The 14,142-nt window shown below is 73.0% G+C and carries 14 protein-coding genes and 1 tRNA gene; 9 read left to right on the top strand and 6 right to left on the bottom strand.

What is annotated here, in order from left to right; all coding sequences use genetic code 11:
- Positions 1-7: 7 nt before the first annotated feature.
- Positions 8-685 carry an IclR family transcriptional regulator gene (locus tag FJK98_RS30175; RefSeq protein ID WP_240762436.1) on the bottom strand — a complete coding sequence of 226 codons (678 nt, stop codon included), beginning with the start codon at positions 683-685 and terminating at the stop codon, positions 8-10.
- 63 nt (positions 686-748) lie between these two features.
- Here FJK98_RS30175 and cysS point away from each other — a divergent pair, with 63 nt between their 5' ends.
- Together cysS and rlmB are read left to right on the top strand one after the other, a co-directional pair.
- Positions 749-2,164, top strand: a complete 1,416-nt coding sequence (gene cysS, locus FJK98_RS30170) for a cysteine--tRNA ligase (protein WP_145922045.1) — start codon at positions 749-751, stop codon at positions 2,162-2,164.
- Positions 2,164-3,309, top strand: coding sequence for a 23S rRNA (guanosine(2251)-2'-O)-methyltransferase RlmB (gene rlmB / locus FJK98_RS30165; protein WP_145922044.1), 1,146 nt, complete (start codon positions 2,164-2,166; stop codon positions 3,307-3,309). Before cysS ends, rlmB begins: the two co-directional genes overlap by 1 nt.
- A gap of 86 nt (positions 3,310-3,395) precedes the next feature.
- On the opposite strand, the gene FJK98_RS30160 is transcribed toward rlmB, so the two are convergent.
- Positions 3,396-4,487: an ABC transporter ATP-binding protein gene (locus tag FJK98_RS30160; protein ID WP_088643228.1), complete on the bottom strand. Its 1,092-nt coding sequence runs from the start codon at positions 4,485-4,487 to the stop codon at positions 3,396-3,398.
- Positions 4,488-4,854: 367 nt separating this feature from the next.
- Between FJK98_RS30160 and FJK98_RS30155 the strand changes: the two genes are divergently transcribed.
- The 5 genes from FJK98_RS30155 to FJK98_RS30135 all read left to right on the top strand — a co-directional run bounded on the left by FJK98_RS30155 (position 4,855) and on the right by FJK98_RS30135 (position 7,389).
- Positions 4,855-4,931: transfer RNA gene (locus tag FJK98_RS30155), tRNA-Thr, on the top strand.
- 125 nt (positions 4,932-5,056) lie between these two features.
- Positions 5,057-5,998: a hypothetical protein gene (locus FJK98_RS30150; RefSeq protein ID WP_145922043.1), complete on the top strand. Its 942-nt coding sequence runs from the start codon at positions 5,057-5,059 to the stop codon at positions 5,996-5,998.
- A gap of 38 nt (positions 5,999-6,036) precedes the next feature.
- A complete protein-coding gene (locus FJK98_RS30145) occupies positions 6,037-6,441 on the top strand; it encodes a helix-turn-helix domain-containing protein (protein ID WP_145922042.1) in 405 nt (134 codons plus the stop codon).
- Positions 6,442-6,476: 35 nt separating this feature from the next.
- Positions 6,477-6,896, top strand: coding sequence for a VOC family protein (locus tag FJK98_RS30140; protein WP_145922041.1), 420 nt, complete (start codon positions 6,477-6,479; stop codon positions 6,894-6,896).
- 58 nt (positions 6,897-6,954) lie between these two features.
- Positions 6,955-7,389, top strand: a complete 435-nt coding sequence (locus tag FJK98_RS30135; protein ID WP_205789281.1) for an ASCH domain-containing protein — start codon at positions 6,955-6,957, stop codon at positions 7,387-7,389.
- An 18-nt stretch (positions 7,390-7,407) separates the two neighbouring features.
- Here the strand turns inward: FJK98_RS30135 and FJK98_RS30130 are convergent, their stop codons facing one another.
- Both FJK98_RS30130 and FJK98_RS30125 read right to left on the bottom strand, forming a co-directional pair.
- The gene (locus tag FJK98_RS30130) at positions 7,408-8,037 is read right to left on the bottom strand and encodes a hypothetical protein (RefSeq protein WP_145922039.1); all 630 of its coding nucleotides are present in this window, start codon (positions 8,035-8,037) and stop codon (positions 7,408-7,410) included.
- Between the two features lie 129 nt (positions 8,038-8,166).
- The gene (locus FJK98_RS30125) at positions 8,167-8,700 is read right to left on the bottom strand and encodes a hypothetical protein (RefSeq protein WP_145922038.1); all 534 of its coding nucleotides are present in this window, start codon (positions 8,698-8,700) and stop codon (positions 8,167-8,169) included.
- A 168-nt stretch (positions 8,701-8,868) separates the two neighbouring features.
- Here FJK98_RS30125 and FJK98_RS30120 point away from each other — a divergent pair, with 168 nt between their 5' ends.
- Both FJK98_RS30120 and FJK98_RS30115 read left to right on the top strand, forming a co-directional pair.
- On the top strand, positions 8,869-11,256 hold the full coding sequence (locus FJK98_RS30120) for a M4 family metallopeptidase (RefSeq protein WP_145922037.1): 2,388 nt from the start codon (positions 8,869-8,871) through the stop codon (positions 11,254-11,256).
- A 105-nt stretch (positions 11,257-11,361) separates the two neighbouring features.
- Entirely contained in the window at positions 11,362-12,126 is a 765-nt protein-coding gene (locus tag FJK98_RS30115) for an enoyl-CoA hydratase/isomerase family protein (protein WP_145922036.1), read from the top strand.
- 149 nt (positions 12,127-12,275) lie between these two features.
- Here the strand turns inward: FJK98_RS30115 and FJK98_RS30110 are convergent, their stop codons facing one another.
- Positions 12,276-12,719 (bottom strand): HNH endonuclease, encoded by a 444-nt coding sequence (locus FJK98_RS30110; protein ID WP_145922035.1) that lies wholly within the window; start codon positions 12,717-12,719, stop codon positions 12,276-12,278.
- A gap of 423 nt (positions 12,720-13,142) precedes the next feature.
- A complete protein-coding gene (locus FJK98_RS30105; RefSeq protein ID WP_145922034.1) occupies positions 13,143-14,099 on the bottom strand; it encodes a hypothetical protein in 957 nt (318 codons plus the stop codon).
- Positions 14,100-14,142 lie beyond the last annotated feature (43 nt).

Genomic DNA, 14,142 nt, shown 5'->3' with positions numbered 1-14,142 from the left:
GGGAGGGTCAGGACAGGGCGGTGGCGATGGTCCGGGCGGCGGCGGTGACCTGCGGGCCGACCGTGTCGACCGGCAGCGGGGCCAGCGAGATCACCCCGACGCTCGCCTCCAGGCCGGGCACCCCGAGCACCGGCGCGGCCACCCCGTACGCCCCGGCCTGGAGTTCCCCGGCGGTGCTCACCGGGCCCGCGTGGCCGGCCCGCCCGGCGAGGACGGCCCGCCCGGCGGCCCCGCGTTCCAGCGGGTGCCGGGCCCCCGGCCGGTACGCCACGTGGAACGACGTCCAGCTCGGCTCGACCACGGCCAGGGCGACCCCCTCGCCGCCCTCCACCACGGTCAGGTGCGCGGTCGCCCCGGTCTGTTCGGCGAGCCGGCGCAGGGCGGGCAGGGCCCCCTCGGCCAGCAGCGGCTGGGCGCGTCGGGCCAGGTGCAGCACGCCGACGCCGAGGCGCAGCCGGCCGTCGCCGCCCCGACGCAGCATCCCGTGTCCGGTCAGCGCGCTCACCAGCCGGTAGACGGCGGCCCGGCCGATGCCGAGCCGGTGGGCGGCCTCGGTGATGGTCAATCCGGCCGACGCGTCGGCCACCAGGTGCAGCAGGCGCAGGCCCCGGTCCAGGGTCTGCGCCGTCTCGCCACCCGCAGGCACCTGGTTGCCCGGCTCGCCGGGGGCCGCCGTCGTCTCCACAGCAGGCAGCGTACGACCCGGCTCGGGCCGACCCGGGAAAGCACGGACAGCTACCCTGGTACGGTGACGCTACGCCTGTATGACACCGCCGCCCGATCGGTGCGGGACTTCGTTCCGCGGGAAACCGGCAAGGTGGGGGTCTACCTGTGTGGTCTCACCCTCCAGGCGCCGCCGCACATCGGTCACCTTCGCTCCGGCGTCAACTACGACGTGTTGCGGCGTTGGCTGTCGGCCGCCGGCTTCGAGGTCACCTTCATCCGCAACGTGACCGACATCGACGACAAGATCCTCGTCAAGGCGCAGGAGCAGGGCCGCCCGTTCTGGTCCATCGCGTACGCCAACGAGCTGGTCCTGGCCCGGTCCTACCGGGCGTTGAACGTGCTGCCGCCGACGTACGAGCCGAGGGCGACCGGGCACATCCCGGAGATGCACGAGCTGATCGCCCGGCTGATCGAAACCGGTCACGCCTACCCGGCCACCGACGGGTCCGGTGACGTCTACTTCGACGTGGCCTCCTGGCCGGCGTACGGGTCGCTGTCCGGCCAGTCGCCGGACGACATGCAGTCCGCCGGGGACGCCCCGGAGCGCGGCAAGCGGGACCCCCGGGACTTCGCGCTGTGGAAGGGCGTCAAGCCGGACGAGCCGGCCGACGCCTACTGGCCCTCCCCGTGGGGCCGGGGCCGTCCCGGCTGGCACATCGAGTGCTCGGCGATGTGCCTGCGTTACCTCGGCGCGGAGTTCGACATCCACGGTGGTGGGCTCGACCTGACCTTCCCGCACCACGAGAACGAGATCGCCCAGTCGCAGGCCGCCGGGCTGCCCTTCGCCCGCTGGTGGGTGCACCACGGGCTGCTCAGCATCGGCGGCGCCAAGATGGGCAAGTCGCTCGGCAACGCCCTCGACCTCGACTACGTCGACTCGCTCGGGGTGCGACCGGTGGAACTGCGCTACTACTACGCGGCGGCGCACTACCGGTCCCGGATCGACTACTCGGAGGACGCGCTGCGCGAGGCCGCGGTGGCGTACCGGCGGATCGAGGGGTTCGTCCAGCGGGCCGTGGAGCGGGTCGGCGCGGGGCAGCTCGGGGAGCTGCCCGCCGGGTTCGTGGCCGCGATGGACGACGACCTGAACACCTCCGCCGCGCTCGCCGTCCTCCAGGCCACGCTGCGTGACGGCAACACCGCGCTGGCCGACGGCGACGATGTGACGGTCCGCACCACCCTCGCCGCCACCCGGGCGATGCTGGATATCCTCGGCGTCGACCCCCTCGACCCGGCCTGGACCGGCGGCGGGCGCGTCGACGACCTGCGGGGCGTGGTGGACTCCCTGGTCGCGCTGGCCCTGGAGCAGCGCGCGCAGGCCCGCAGCCGCAAGGACTGGACCGCTGCGGACGCCGTACGCGACCAGCTCAAACAGGCCGGCGTGGTGGTCGAGGACACCCCGCAGGGCCCCCGTTGGACTATTGGAGAGCAGGACTGATGGCCGGCAACTCGCAGCGCCGTGGCCGGCGACTGACGTCGAAGGCGGGTGCCCCCAAGGGCTCCGGCGGCAAGAACAAGGATTCCCTCGCGGGCCGGGGCAAGACCCTGCCCGCCGACGAGCGTCCCTGGCACAAGGCGTACTCGGGGACCGAGAAGCTGCCCCAGCGCACCGCCTGGAAGCAGGACAAGGAGCGCCGGGCGGCGGCCGAGGAGGGCCGCGCTCCCAAGATCGGCCAGCCGGGCACCAAGGACACCACCTGGGGCAGGGGCACCCGGGGCGTCGCCCCCGTCCGGGCCGGCGGTGGTGGCCGAGGCGGCGCGGCCGGCCGGGGTGGCGCGGGCGCGGGCCGCGGTGGCCCCCGGGTCGCGCCGGGGCGCAAGTCGAACCCGTCGCGGGACAGCCCGGAGCTGCTGGTGGGCCGCAACCCGGTGCTGGAGTCGCTGCGTGCCCAGGTGCCGGCGACCGCCCTCTACACCGCGCAGGGCATCGACGCCGACGACCGGGTCAACGAGATCACCCGGACGGCCGCCGACCGGGGCATCGCCATCCTGGAGATCAGCCGGGCCGAGCTGGACCGGATGACCGGCGGTGTGCTGCACCAGGGTGTCGGTCTCCAGGTGCCGCCGTTCGCCTACGAACTGTTCGAGGACCTGCTGGCGGCCTCCCTGGAGCAGCCCGCCCCGCTGCTGGTCGCGCTGGACGGGGTGACCGACCCGCGCAACCTGGGTGCGGTGATCCGGTCGGCCGCCGCGTTCGGCGCGCAGGGTGTGTTCGTACCGGAGCGGCGGGCCGCCGGGATCACCGCGACCGCCTGGCGGACCAGTGCCGGCGCGGCGGCGCGGGTGCCGGTCGCCCAGGTCACCAACCTGACCCGGTCGTTGAAGGCGTGTCAGGACGCCGGTTTCATGGTGGTCGGCCTGGATGCCGACGGCGACACCGACCTGTACGACCTGGAGGCCGCCGTCGGTCCGCTGGTCGTGGTGGTCGGCTCCGAGGGGCGCGGGCTGTCCCGGCTGGTCGGGGAGACCTGTGACCTGACCGTCAGCATCCCGATGATCTCGGACGTGGAGTCGTTGAACGCCAGCGTCGCCGCCGCCGTCACCCTCGCCGAGGTGGCCCGCCGCCGCGCCGTGGAGGGCTGACCGGCTGCCGGCGTCGGCAGGTGCCGGGAACGACGTACGACGAAAGGGGCGGCCCGCCGAAGCGGACCGCCCCTTTCGCAGGTGGATCAGATGCGGTGGCCGGTGGCCGCGTTGAAGACGTGGCTGCGGCCGGCGCGCGGCTTGACGAACACGGTGTCACCCATGTTCGGCATGTTCCGCCGGTCGGTGCGGACCACGAAACGCTCCTCGTGGCCCTCCAGCGCGGCGTGGCCGTAGACGTTGGCGTCCGAGCCGAGGTCCTCGACCAGCTCGACCACGACCGGCATGCCGCCCTCGGTCGGGCTGACCAGGTCGCAGTCCTCCGGGCGGAAACCGACGGTGACCCGGTTGTCGCCACCCTCGCTGCGGGCCGCCTCGACCTGCTCGCGGGTCAGCGGGATGTGCATCTCGGCGAAGGCCGCACCCCGCTCGTTGAGCGGCACGGTCTTGATGTTCATGGCGGGGGAGCCCATGAAGCCGGCGACGAACACGTTGGCCGGGGTGTCGTAGAGCGCCCGCGGGGTGTCCACCTGCTGGAGGACGCCGTCGAGCATGACCGCCACCCGGTGGCCCATGGTCATGGCCTCGACCTGGTCGTGGGTGACGTAGACCGTGGTGATGCCCAGCTTCGCCTGGAGCGAGGCGATCTGGGTACGGGTCTGCACGCGGAGCTTGGCGTCGAGGTTCGACAGCGGCTCGTCCATGAGGAAGACCTGCGGCTCGCGGACGATCGCCCGGCCCATCGCGACCCGCTGGCGCTGACCACCGGAGAGCGCCTTCGGCTTGCGGCTGAGGTACTCCTCCAGTTGGAGCAGGCCGGCCGCCTCCTTGACCCGCCGGTCGATCTCGGCCTTCGGGGTCTTGCGCAGCTTGAGGGCGAACGCCATGTTCTCGTACACCGACATGTGCGGGTAGAGGGCGTAGTTCTGGAAGACCATCGCGATGTCGCGGGCCTTCGGCGGGAGGTGGGTGACGTCCCGGTCGTCGATGTAGATCGCGCCGTCGTCGACGTCCTCCAGGCCGGCGAGCATCCGCAGGCTGGTGGACTTGCCGCAACCCGACGGGCCGACCAGGACGAGGAACTCCCCGTCGCCGATCTGGAGGTCGAGCTGGTTGACGGCGGGGCGTTCGGTGCCCGGGTAGATCCGGGACGCCTTCGCGTAGGTGACCGTAGCCATGGTGGTGCGCTTCCTTTCACCGGCAGGAACGTGCCGGACGATCCGAGTGAAGGAGCTGTCGGCACCCACGGTGCCGACCCCGCGGACCACATCCGGAGGGCAGCCGTGGCCGACCCCGGGTGTCATCCGTGTCACTGCACGGTAAACGGGATTTCCATCCCTGCCAAGACGGGATACACCGAGTGGGACGGACGGCATACGCATTTCGGTCAGGCGGGCACGGCCGGGCATCAATCCCCTCGCCTGACGGGGGTCCGGCGCGTCAATTCGTCGGCGGTGCGGGCGTGAGATTGACGTTTTCCATGCTCGGGGACCCTGCCGGCCGGGATTTCCCGACGTCAGTCGCTATGCTGACCTCGCACCACGCGCCCCTGTAGCTCAGCTGGCCAGAGCACTCGCCTTGTAAGCGAGATGTCGCCGGTTCGATCCCGGCCGGGGGCTCCAATTCCACAGCACGGCCGCCACTGGCGTTGCCGCTTGTCGATCCGTCGACAGCGGCCGGGCGTACGCTCCCGCCGCCGCTTGCGTGACCGACCGGTCACTTCCGGTATGCGGATCGAGCTGGTTGAGTGGGAGGACCCAGCGTCGGCACCGGCCGGCGGGCCACCGATCAGGGGCAGGAGTCGCTGCTGCTGCGGTGGGACGGCCCGCGCGTCACCGTGTTGACGAGATCACCCGGTCTGCTCGTGGCCGTCAACCGGGACGGCGTCCCGGTCGGCGACGGTTCCACCAGCACCGGCAACCGACCGTGGCGCTACCGGGACGGCCGGGTGGAGTGGCCGTCCCTGCCGCCGAACGGGATCGTCGGCTATGTCACGGCCGTCAACAGCCGAGGGGACATCGTCGGCTACGGCGGTTACCTGGAGGAACCGGTGACCCTGCGCTGGCCGGTCGACCGGCCGGACACCGTCGAGGTTCTTGAGCCCGGCGGCATACCGGTGGCGGTCCTCGACGACGGCACCATCGTCGGTGAGGTCCCCGCCGAGGAGGACCGCTCGTCGCACGGTGCCGGGGCGCGTGGTGCCGCCGGGCGCGGGGTCACCCCGCCGCCCGTCGCCTGGGTGCGTCGTCCCGACGGGCGGATCGACCGGCTCACCGCGCCCGGGGCCGTGAAGTCGACGGTGCGGGCGGCCCGGGGGAACTGGGCGATCGGCCAGGTGGCCGACACGGCGGACGGCGAGTACAGGCAGATGGTGCGGTGGGACCTGCGCACCGGGGTAGCGACCCCGGTCAGGCCGGGACTGACCGCCATGACGGGCGTCAAAGCCGCCGGTGGCCTGCTCTCCGACTCGGTGGTCGATCACCTTGATCGCCGGGTTCCGCTGCGCAGTGCCGTCTCGGGCCCGGTGACCCGCGTCGTCCCCGAGGCGATCGCCGACAACGGTCTGGTCGTCGGCAGGGCCGCCGGCCCGCAGGTCTCCGGTGGAGCGGTTGCTGAGCCTTCCGGATCCCCGCAGGGCCCACCGGTCGCCGGTCGCGGCGGGACCCCGCCGGTCGGTCCGGCTGGGTAGCCTGGTCGGCGCGGAGCTAGGACGACGGGCGGGGGCCGATGAGTCGTGCGGTGGAGCAGTCGAACCGGGCCATGCTGCGGGCCCGGGACGCGATGGACCGGGCGTACGCCGAACCGCTGGACATCCCGGCGCTGGCCCGGATCGCGCTGGTGTCCGAGGCGCACTTCATCCGTACCTTCCGGGCCACCTTCGGCGAGACACCGCACCGCTACCTGCAACGACGTCGGGTGGAACGGGCGATGTCGATGCTGGTGGAGACCGGCCGGGACGTCACCGACATCTGTTTCGCCGTCGGGTTCAGCAGTCTCGGCTCGTTCAGCCGCACCTTCCGGCAGATCGTCGGCGAGTCACCGAGCGGGTACCGCAGCCGCCGGTCGGCCGGCGACACGACGGTGCCGAGCTGCTTCACCAAAGCCTGGACCAGGCCCAGCAGTTTTGGATAAGCAGCAGGTCAGGGGCCTGGCATAGCGTTCCGGGCATGACGATGAACGCGATCACCCGCTCCCAGATCTACGTCCTCGACCAGGACGAGGCGCTCGACTTCTACGTCGGCAAGCTGGGCTTCGAGGTCAACACCGACCAGGATCTGGGCTTCATGCGGTGGCTGACCGTCAACGTGCCCGGCGACCCGCAGCGCGAGGTGCTGCTGGAGAAGCCCGGCCCGCCCGCGCTGGACCCGGCGACCGCCGAGCAGGTCCGGGAGCTGCTGACCAAGGGCGCGATCGGCGGGTGGCTGAGCATCACCACCGACGACGCGCACAAGACGTACGAGGATCTGGTCGCCAAGGGCGTCGACATCACCGACGAGCCGACCGAGCGGCCGTACGGCATCGACTTCGGCATCCGTGACCCGTTCGGCAACCGGATCCGGATCGGCCAGATGTTCCCCCGGGCCTGACCCGGCGACGTCGGTATTGCGGGTGTGGGCGGCGTGGTCGCCGGGCTACCGTCGCCCGGTGACCACGCCGAGTTTTCCCGACCTGCCGAAGTGCGAGTTCGCCTTTCCCGGTCCGTTGCGTGACCAACTGGTCGCCGCCGTGCTCGGCGGGGCGAAGACCACCACCACGGGCCTGCTCCAGGACTACGAGCGTGACGGCGAGCCGTTGCCGGCGGTGGGTGACCGGGCGGTGGTGGTCGACTCCGCCGACCGCCCGGTCGCGGTGATCGAGGTGACCGGGGTGCGGGTGGTCCGGCTCGGGGACGTCGACCTCGACCACGCCCGCGACGAGGGGGAGGGGTACGACTCGGTGGCGGCCTGGCGGGCCGGCCACGAGGACTACTGGCACGGGTCGGACTACCTGGGCTGGCTGGGTGATCCCGGGTTCCGGGTGGACGACGACACCCTCGCCGTCGCCGAACGCTTCCGGGTGGTGCCGGGCGTCACCGGCTGACCCGGGGTGGCGGGCCGGTCAGCCGGTGGGCTGTTCCAGCTCGTCGCGGATGGTGAGGAAGTCCTCCTTGCGGTCCGGCTGTTTGGTGGCGGTCAGGAAGACCACCACCCCGGCGACCTCCGGATCGGCCCAGGCGCAGGCGGTGAGGTGGCCCTCGTCGGCGGTCCGTCCGCGCCCGCACCGGGCCTCGCCGCCGTATCTGCCGAACTCCACCGACCGGGGCTTCGGAATCCGGTACGGCTTGAGCAGCCGGGCCAGCGTGGCCTGCGGGTCGGCGACGGTGCCCGAGACGGCGCTCACCACGATCGTCTCCGGGGTGGGTCGACCCCGCCCGTAGACCCCCTCGACGGTGCTGGTGGCCGGGGTGGCCTCGCGGGTCAGCTCGTTGAGCCGGAACCGGGGCAGTCCGGCGGGCAGCGGCGTGCCCGAGCGGGGCAGCCCCAGCAGGGTGTCCGGGGTCCGCAACGTCCGCGCCACCGGTGTCGGGGTGGGCGGCGTCGGTCGTTCGACGTCGGCGACCGCGCACCCCGTGGCCAGGACGGTGGCGACGACCGCCGGCAGCACCGCGACCGGTCCGGGCCGGCGGCGCGGGCCGGCCGGGCGCGGGTCGTGCGGGTGGCCGGGACCGGCGGGTCGTCTCTTGGGCACAACGCTCCTCGCGGGATTCTCCAGCGGGTAGGTTATCCGACAGGTGTCACCCCGGATCGCGTCCGGCCGGGCAGGCCGGGTGAGCCACGCCACCGGTCGACGCGACCGCTGGTCGGGCGCGGATCACGGTCAGCCGGTCGTGGTGGTCTTCAGCAGCAGGGCGGCGAGTTCCTGCGCGGCGGCCGGTGGTTGCGGGCCGGTCGGGCAGTCGGTCCAGTCGACCCGGCGTGCCCCGACGGTGAGCTGGTAGAGGTAGGTGTCGGCGCAGCCGTCGTCGGCTGGGCCGCCGGCGTCCGCGCGGGTGGCCGGGCCGGTGAGCGTCCGCAGCCGGTCGAGCGCCGTCGCGTCGAGCCGCCCGGTCCGCCGTGCGCCCGCCCGGTCGGTCGTCGTCCACCGGCCGTCGGGCTCGACGGTCACCGTGTCCCGGTTGCCGGCGAAGCCGCCGAAGCGGGTCAGGGTGACCCGGTCGACGCCGGTGGACCCGGCGTCCGGGGCGTCGGGGTCGTCCGGGCTGGCCCCGGCCCCGGTCGGGGTGCTGCCGGTGGGGGTGGGCGCGGTCGTGGCCGCTGGTGGCGTGGGGGTTCCCGGCTCGGCCGCTGAGCAGCCGGTCAGTAGCGCGGCGGCGGCCGTGACGGCCGCCAGGACCAGGGCGGATGATCTCATGCCGATCGGACGCGCATCGACGTCAATCGGTTCCCCCGGTGAGAACCGTCCTCCGTTCGGCCAGTGTCGTGTCATGGAACCGCGCCACCCCTTCTCTTTTCCCGGATGTATCGCTATATCTACATGCGTGACTACCCCCGTCACATCTTTCCCTTGCCAGGAGGGCACGTGAAAAGACCCCTCGCCGCCGTCAGCGCAGCTCTGCTCACCAGCGGAATGCTGACCTGCGTCGCCACCGCAGCGCACGCGGCTCCCCCCGCCCCCGCCCCCGATGCCGCCCCCGCCGCCCGCGCCGAGAGCCTGCTGCGCAGCAACCCGGGCGCGGTCCAGGGCACCAGCGCGGAGGCGTACCAGGCGGTCCGCACCAAGGTCGATGCCAACGGCGCCGCGCACACCCGCTACACCCGTACCTACCAGGGGCTGCGGGTGTACGGCGGTGACTTCGTCATCCACACCGCGCCCAACGGCACCCTCGCCGGCACCTCGGTCGGCCTGGCCGCCCCGCTGACCCTCGGCACCACCGCCAAGATCAGCCCGGCGGCGGCCGGCGCGACGGCCCGCAAGGCGTTCTCCGGCACGATCACCGAGGTGGGTACGCCGGAACTCTTCGTCGACGCCACCTCCGGCAAGGGTCGGCTCGCCTGGGAGACCGTGCTGTCCGGCTGGAAGGCCGACCAGCAGACCCCGTCGAAGCTGCACGTGATCACCGACGCCGTCACCGGCCGGGTCATCGGCGCGCACGACGAGATCGAGTCGGTGGTCGGCAGCGGGCAGGGCATCTACACCGGCTCGGTCAGCATCGACACCACGCTCTCCGGCAGCACCTACCAGATGATCGACCCGTCGCACGGCAACGGCCGCACCTGCGACATGAACAACGGCACCACCACCTGCACCACGTTCACCGACGCCGACAACGCCTGGGGCGACGGCACCAACGCCAACCGGCAGTCCGCCGGCGTCGACGCCCACTTCGGCGCGGCCAAGACGTTCGACTACTTCAAGAACGTGCACGGCCGCAACGGCATCTTCGGCAACGGCGCGGGCGTGCCGAGCCGGGTGCACTACGGCCGCAACTACATCAATGCCTTCTGGGACGGCGCCCAGATGACCTACGGCGACGGCGCCAGCAACTCCCGGCCGCTGGTCTCCCTCGACGTGGCCGGCCACGAGATGAGCCACGGCGTCACCGAGGCCGTCTCCGGCCTGGTCTACTCCGGCGAGTCGGGCGGCCTCAACGAGTCCACCAGCGACATCTTCGGCAACATGGTCGAGTTCTACGCCGCCGCGCCGAGCGACCCGGGCGACTACCAGGTCGGCGAGAAGATCAACATCAACGGCAACGGCACCCCGCTGCGCTACATGTACAACCCGTCGCTGGACGGCTCGTCCGACTCCTGCTGGACCACCAGCACCAAGAACAAGGACGTGCACTACTCCTCCGGCGTCGGCAACCACTTCTTCTTCAACCTCGCCGAGGGCACCGGCGCGACGTCGTACGGCACCTCGCCGGTCTGCGGCTCCGCCCCGGCGGTCACCGGCATCGGCCGGGAGAAGGCCGAGAAGATCTGGTTCCGCGCCCTGGACGTGTACTTCACCTCCAACACGTCGTACGTCAACACCAGCACCCCGGCCAACACCGCCCGCGCGTACAGCCTCAAGGCGGCGACCGACCTGTACGGCAGCTGCTCCACCGAGTACAAGGCCGTCCAGGCGGCGTGGACCGCGGTGGCCGTCTCCGGCAGCGACGCCCCCTGCTCCTCGACCGGTAACGACTTCTCCGTCACGCTCTCCCCGACCTCCGGCTCGGTGACCGCGGGCGGTTCGGTCGCCACCACCGTCTCCACCGCGACCACCAGCGGCACCGCGCAGACCGTGACGTTCTCCGCGTCCGGCCTGCCGACCGGCGCGACCGCGACGTTCAGCCCCGCCTCGGTGACCTCGGGCGCCGCGTCGACCCTGACCATCGCCACCTCGGCCGGCACCCCGGCCGGCAGCTACACGGTGACGGTCACCGGCACCGGCGCGGTGGCCCACTCGGCCAGCTACGCGCTGACCGTGAGCAGCGTCGGTGGCAGCTGCACCGCCGGCCAGCTGCTGGGCAACCCCGGCTTCGAGTCCGGCAACACGGTCTGGTCGGCCAGCACGGGCGTCATCGGGCAGAACGGCGCCAGCCAGCCCACCCACGGGGGCACCTGGAACGCCTGGCTGGGCGGCACCGGTGGCACCCTGACCGAGACGCTCTCCCAGTCGGTGAGCCTGCCGGCCGGCTGCGCGACGTACAACTTCAGCTTCTGGCTGCACATCGACTCGCGGGAGGTCACCACGACCACCGCGTACGACAAGCTGACCGTGCAGGTGCTGAACTCCTCCGGCACCGTGCTGGCGACCCTGGCGACCTACTCGAACCTGAACAAGGCCACCGGGTACACCCAGCGTTCGTTCTCGCTGGCCGCGTACGCCGGCCAGAGCGTGACCCTGAAGTTCACCGGCACCGAGGACGCCTCGCTGCGGACGTCCTTCGTGGTCGACGACACCGCGCTCGACGTGTCCTGACCTGACCCCTGCGTCGGTGGGCCCGGCGGCCACCCCTCCCGGGTGGTCGTCGGGCCCGCGCCGTTATGGTCGCCGCACCGGTGACACGACGAGAGGGGTGCGACGGTGTCGGACGCGGAGTTGACCGTCGGGGTGACCGGCGCGGTGGCGACGGTGACGATCCGTAACCCCGGCCGGCGCAACGCGATGACGCCGGCCATGTGGCGGCGGCTGCCCGTGCTGCTGGACGGGCTGGAGGCCGACCCGGCCGTGCGCGCCCTGGTGCTCACCGGCGCCGACGGGGCGTTCTGCGCCGGTGCCGATCTCGGTGACCTCGACGAACTGCTGGACGCGAACGGGGACGCGGGCATCGCGGTCGCCGCCGAGGAACGGTTGGCCGCGTTCGCCAAGCCCACCGTCGCGGCGGTGCAGGGCCCCTGCGTCGGCGGTGGCTGCCTGCTCGCGGTCGCCTGCGACCTGCGGATCACCGCCCCGGACGCCCGGTTCGGGGTGCCGCCGGCCCGGCTCGGGCTGGTCTACCCGGCACCGGCCACCCGGCGGCTGACCCGGCTCGTCGGCCCGTCCACGGCCAAGTTCCTGATCTTCACCGCCGAACTGATCGACGCCGAACGGGCGCTGCGGGTCGGCCTGGCCGACGAGGTGGTCGACGACCTGCCCGGCCGGGTCTCCGCGATCACCGCCGCCATCGCCGCCCGCTCCCAGCTCAGCATCGCCGCCGCCAAGGAGATCATCGACGACCGGGCCGGGCCGGCCCGGATCGCCTGGTGGCACCGGAAGGTGCAGGACAGCGGCGAGGCCCGCGAGGGGGTCGCCGCCCACCACGAACGGCGTCCGCCCGACTTTCCCTGGTCCCCGTCCGGTGGTCAGTGACCCGGCCGCACCGGCGGTGACGTAGCGGTATCCGAGCCAGCGGATACCGCTACCTCGGCGACAGTGAGTCGATCATGAGGGCGGTGGGGCCGGCGGGCGTCGCACCGGGCGTACCCGACGCGACCCCCTGTGCCCGCCGGCCGGTCCGGTCACCGCCCGGCGAGGCTCGCCCAACTCGGCGTCGCCGGTTCCCGCCGCAGCGGCATGTCCGCCTCGGCCGGGGTCCGGTCACCCTTGCGCTGGTTGCACGGGTAACAGGCGGCGGTGGTGTTCCGCCAGGTGTTGCCGCCGCCGCGTGAACGGGGCAGCACGTGGTCGACGGTGCTGGCCGGAGCGCCGCAGTACCCGCACCGCCCACCGTCGCGGCGCAGCACCCCCGCCCGGGACCAGGCCGGGCCGGCGCTGAACCGCCAGCGGGTGACGACGTACCGGACGAGGCGGACCACCCGGGGGACGGGGAAGATCCCGATCACCCGGTCCGGCTCGGCCTCGTGGATCTCGGCGACCCGACGGCACAGCATCCGGATCGCGTGTTGGACGGTGACCCGGTGCAGCGGGCCGAGGTCGGCGTTGATGACGAGGACGGCGTCCACCGGGCTCTCCCTTCGCGGTCGGTGGGTCGATCGGGCCGGCGGGCGGAGTCACCCGTCCGGAGTGCGGCCGGCCCGGACGAGTCCGCCGCCGGAGGTCGGCCCGGACGACGAAGGCCGCCCGGTCCTCGGGTGGGACGGGGCGGCCGGCGCGTACGGGCACGCGTCAGTCGGGATTCCCGTCCCGGGGATGTTCGGCTCGATCACCGTCGACGGGTAGCGTCGGCCACGCGCTGGTGAGGTGCGGCGACGTCATGGCGTGCTCCCGGTTCGACTGGTTGACCTTGCGCGGATCACGCTATGCGCGGCGGTGCGAGCGGGCAACGCATTTCGATGCCACCCGCCACCGCCCGTACCCCTGCACGACCGTGACGGGAGGCGGGCCGCTCCCCGCCACGACCCACGGGACCGGGAGGCGGTGGTCGGTCAGGAGCGGACCGACCAGACGGTGACGTCGACCGAGGCCGGCGTCGCCTGGTAGCGGTTGCGGTCGATCCGGACGTAGTTGACCACCGTCGGGTCGCCCGGGTCGGGCTGGCAGTAGGTGACCGGGGTGGGTTCGAGCTGTTCGAGGTCGATGCTCGGATACCGCTGCGCCTTCGGATTCCGGCAGCCCTCGTAGCTGAGGTCGGTCGGGTCGTCGGTCCAGTTGTAGAGGGCGAGCTGGTGGTGCTGCGCCTGGAAGATCAGGGTGCCCGCGCCGGTGCCCCGCGCTACCCGGGGCCTCGGCAGGAAATAGACCGAGTCCTCGGCGAGCAGGGTCCAGTGCGGTGCGCCCGCCGGCGGCACCCAGTCCGGCCCCACCGGCCCCCTGGTCGGCGTGGGGGTGGGCGCGGGGCCGGCCGTCGGCCCGTCCGGACCCGGGTCCGGGGTCGCCGGGGTGGTGGTGGGCGTCGCCCCGGACGGACCGACGGTGGGCGTGGACCCGACCGGGGCCGACGTGCCGGTGGGGCCGCCCGACGCGGCGTCGACGGAGGTCGTCGGGGAGGCACCCCGCGCGTCCGGCGTACGGTCCGTCGGCCAGGAGAGCACGGCCACCGTACCGACGATCACCAGCAGCAGTACGGCGATCCCCGCCGGCAGCCCCCAGCGTCGCCAGCCGCGGCGCGAACCCGGGCCGGCCGGCGGGGCGGTGGCCCCGGCCGGCGCGTCGGGCGCGGCCGGGGTCGCCCCCGGCGGCAGGGCGGCGGCGTCCGTCGCCGCCCGGGACAGCCGTGGGTCGATCGCGCTGAACAGGGACAGCAGCCCGAGCGCGCTCGCGGCGAAGACGCCGGCCAGGCCCACCAGGGCGTTGGCCTTGTCGACCCCTATCCGCCAGGCCAGCACCGCCACCCCGATGGCGGCCACGGTGAGCAACGTGTAGGCCTTTCGCGGTCCCGTCATGCGAATCATGGTGGACGGGGGCGGCGGGGCACGGTGTCGGATA

The organism is Micromonospora sp. HM134, from assembly GCF_007833915.1.
Lineage (GTDB): Bacteria > Actinomycetota > Actinomycetes > Mycobacteriales > Micromonosporaceae > Micromonospora > Micromonospora wenchangensis.
This window is presented reverse-complemented; position numbering and strand designations above follow the sequence as displayed.

Excerpts from the sequence above, each read along its gene's own strand:
- rlmB (WP_145922044.1), top strand. The coding sequence starts at position 2,164 with ATGGCCGGCAACTCGCAGCGCCGTGGCCGGCGACTGACGTCGAAGGCG.
- FJK98_RS30160 (WP_088643228.1), bottom strand. The coding sequence starts at position 4,487 with ATGGCTACGGTCACCTACGCGAAGGCGTCCCGGATCTACCCGGGCACC.
- FJK98_RS30145 (WP_145922042.1), top strand. The coding sequence starts at position 6,037 with ATGAGTCGTGCGGTGGAGCAGTCGAACCGGGCCATGCTGCGGGCCCGG.
- FJK98_RS30140 (WP_145922041.1), top strand. The coding sequence starts at position 6,477 with ATGACGATGAACGCGATCACCCGCTCCCAGATCTACGTCCTCGACCAG.
- FJK98_RS30125 (WP_145922038.1), bottom strand. The coding sequence starts at position 8,700 with ATGAGATCATCCGCCCTGGTCCTGGCGGCCGTCACGGCCGCCGCCGCG.
- FJK98_RS30105 (WP_145922034.1), bottom strand. The coding sequence starts at position 14,099 with ATGACGGGACCGCGAAAGGCCTACACGTTGCTCACCGTGGCCGCCATC.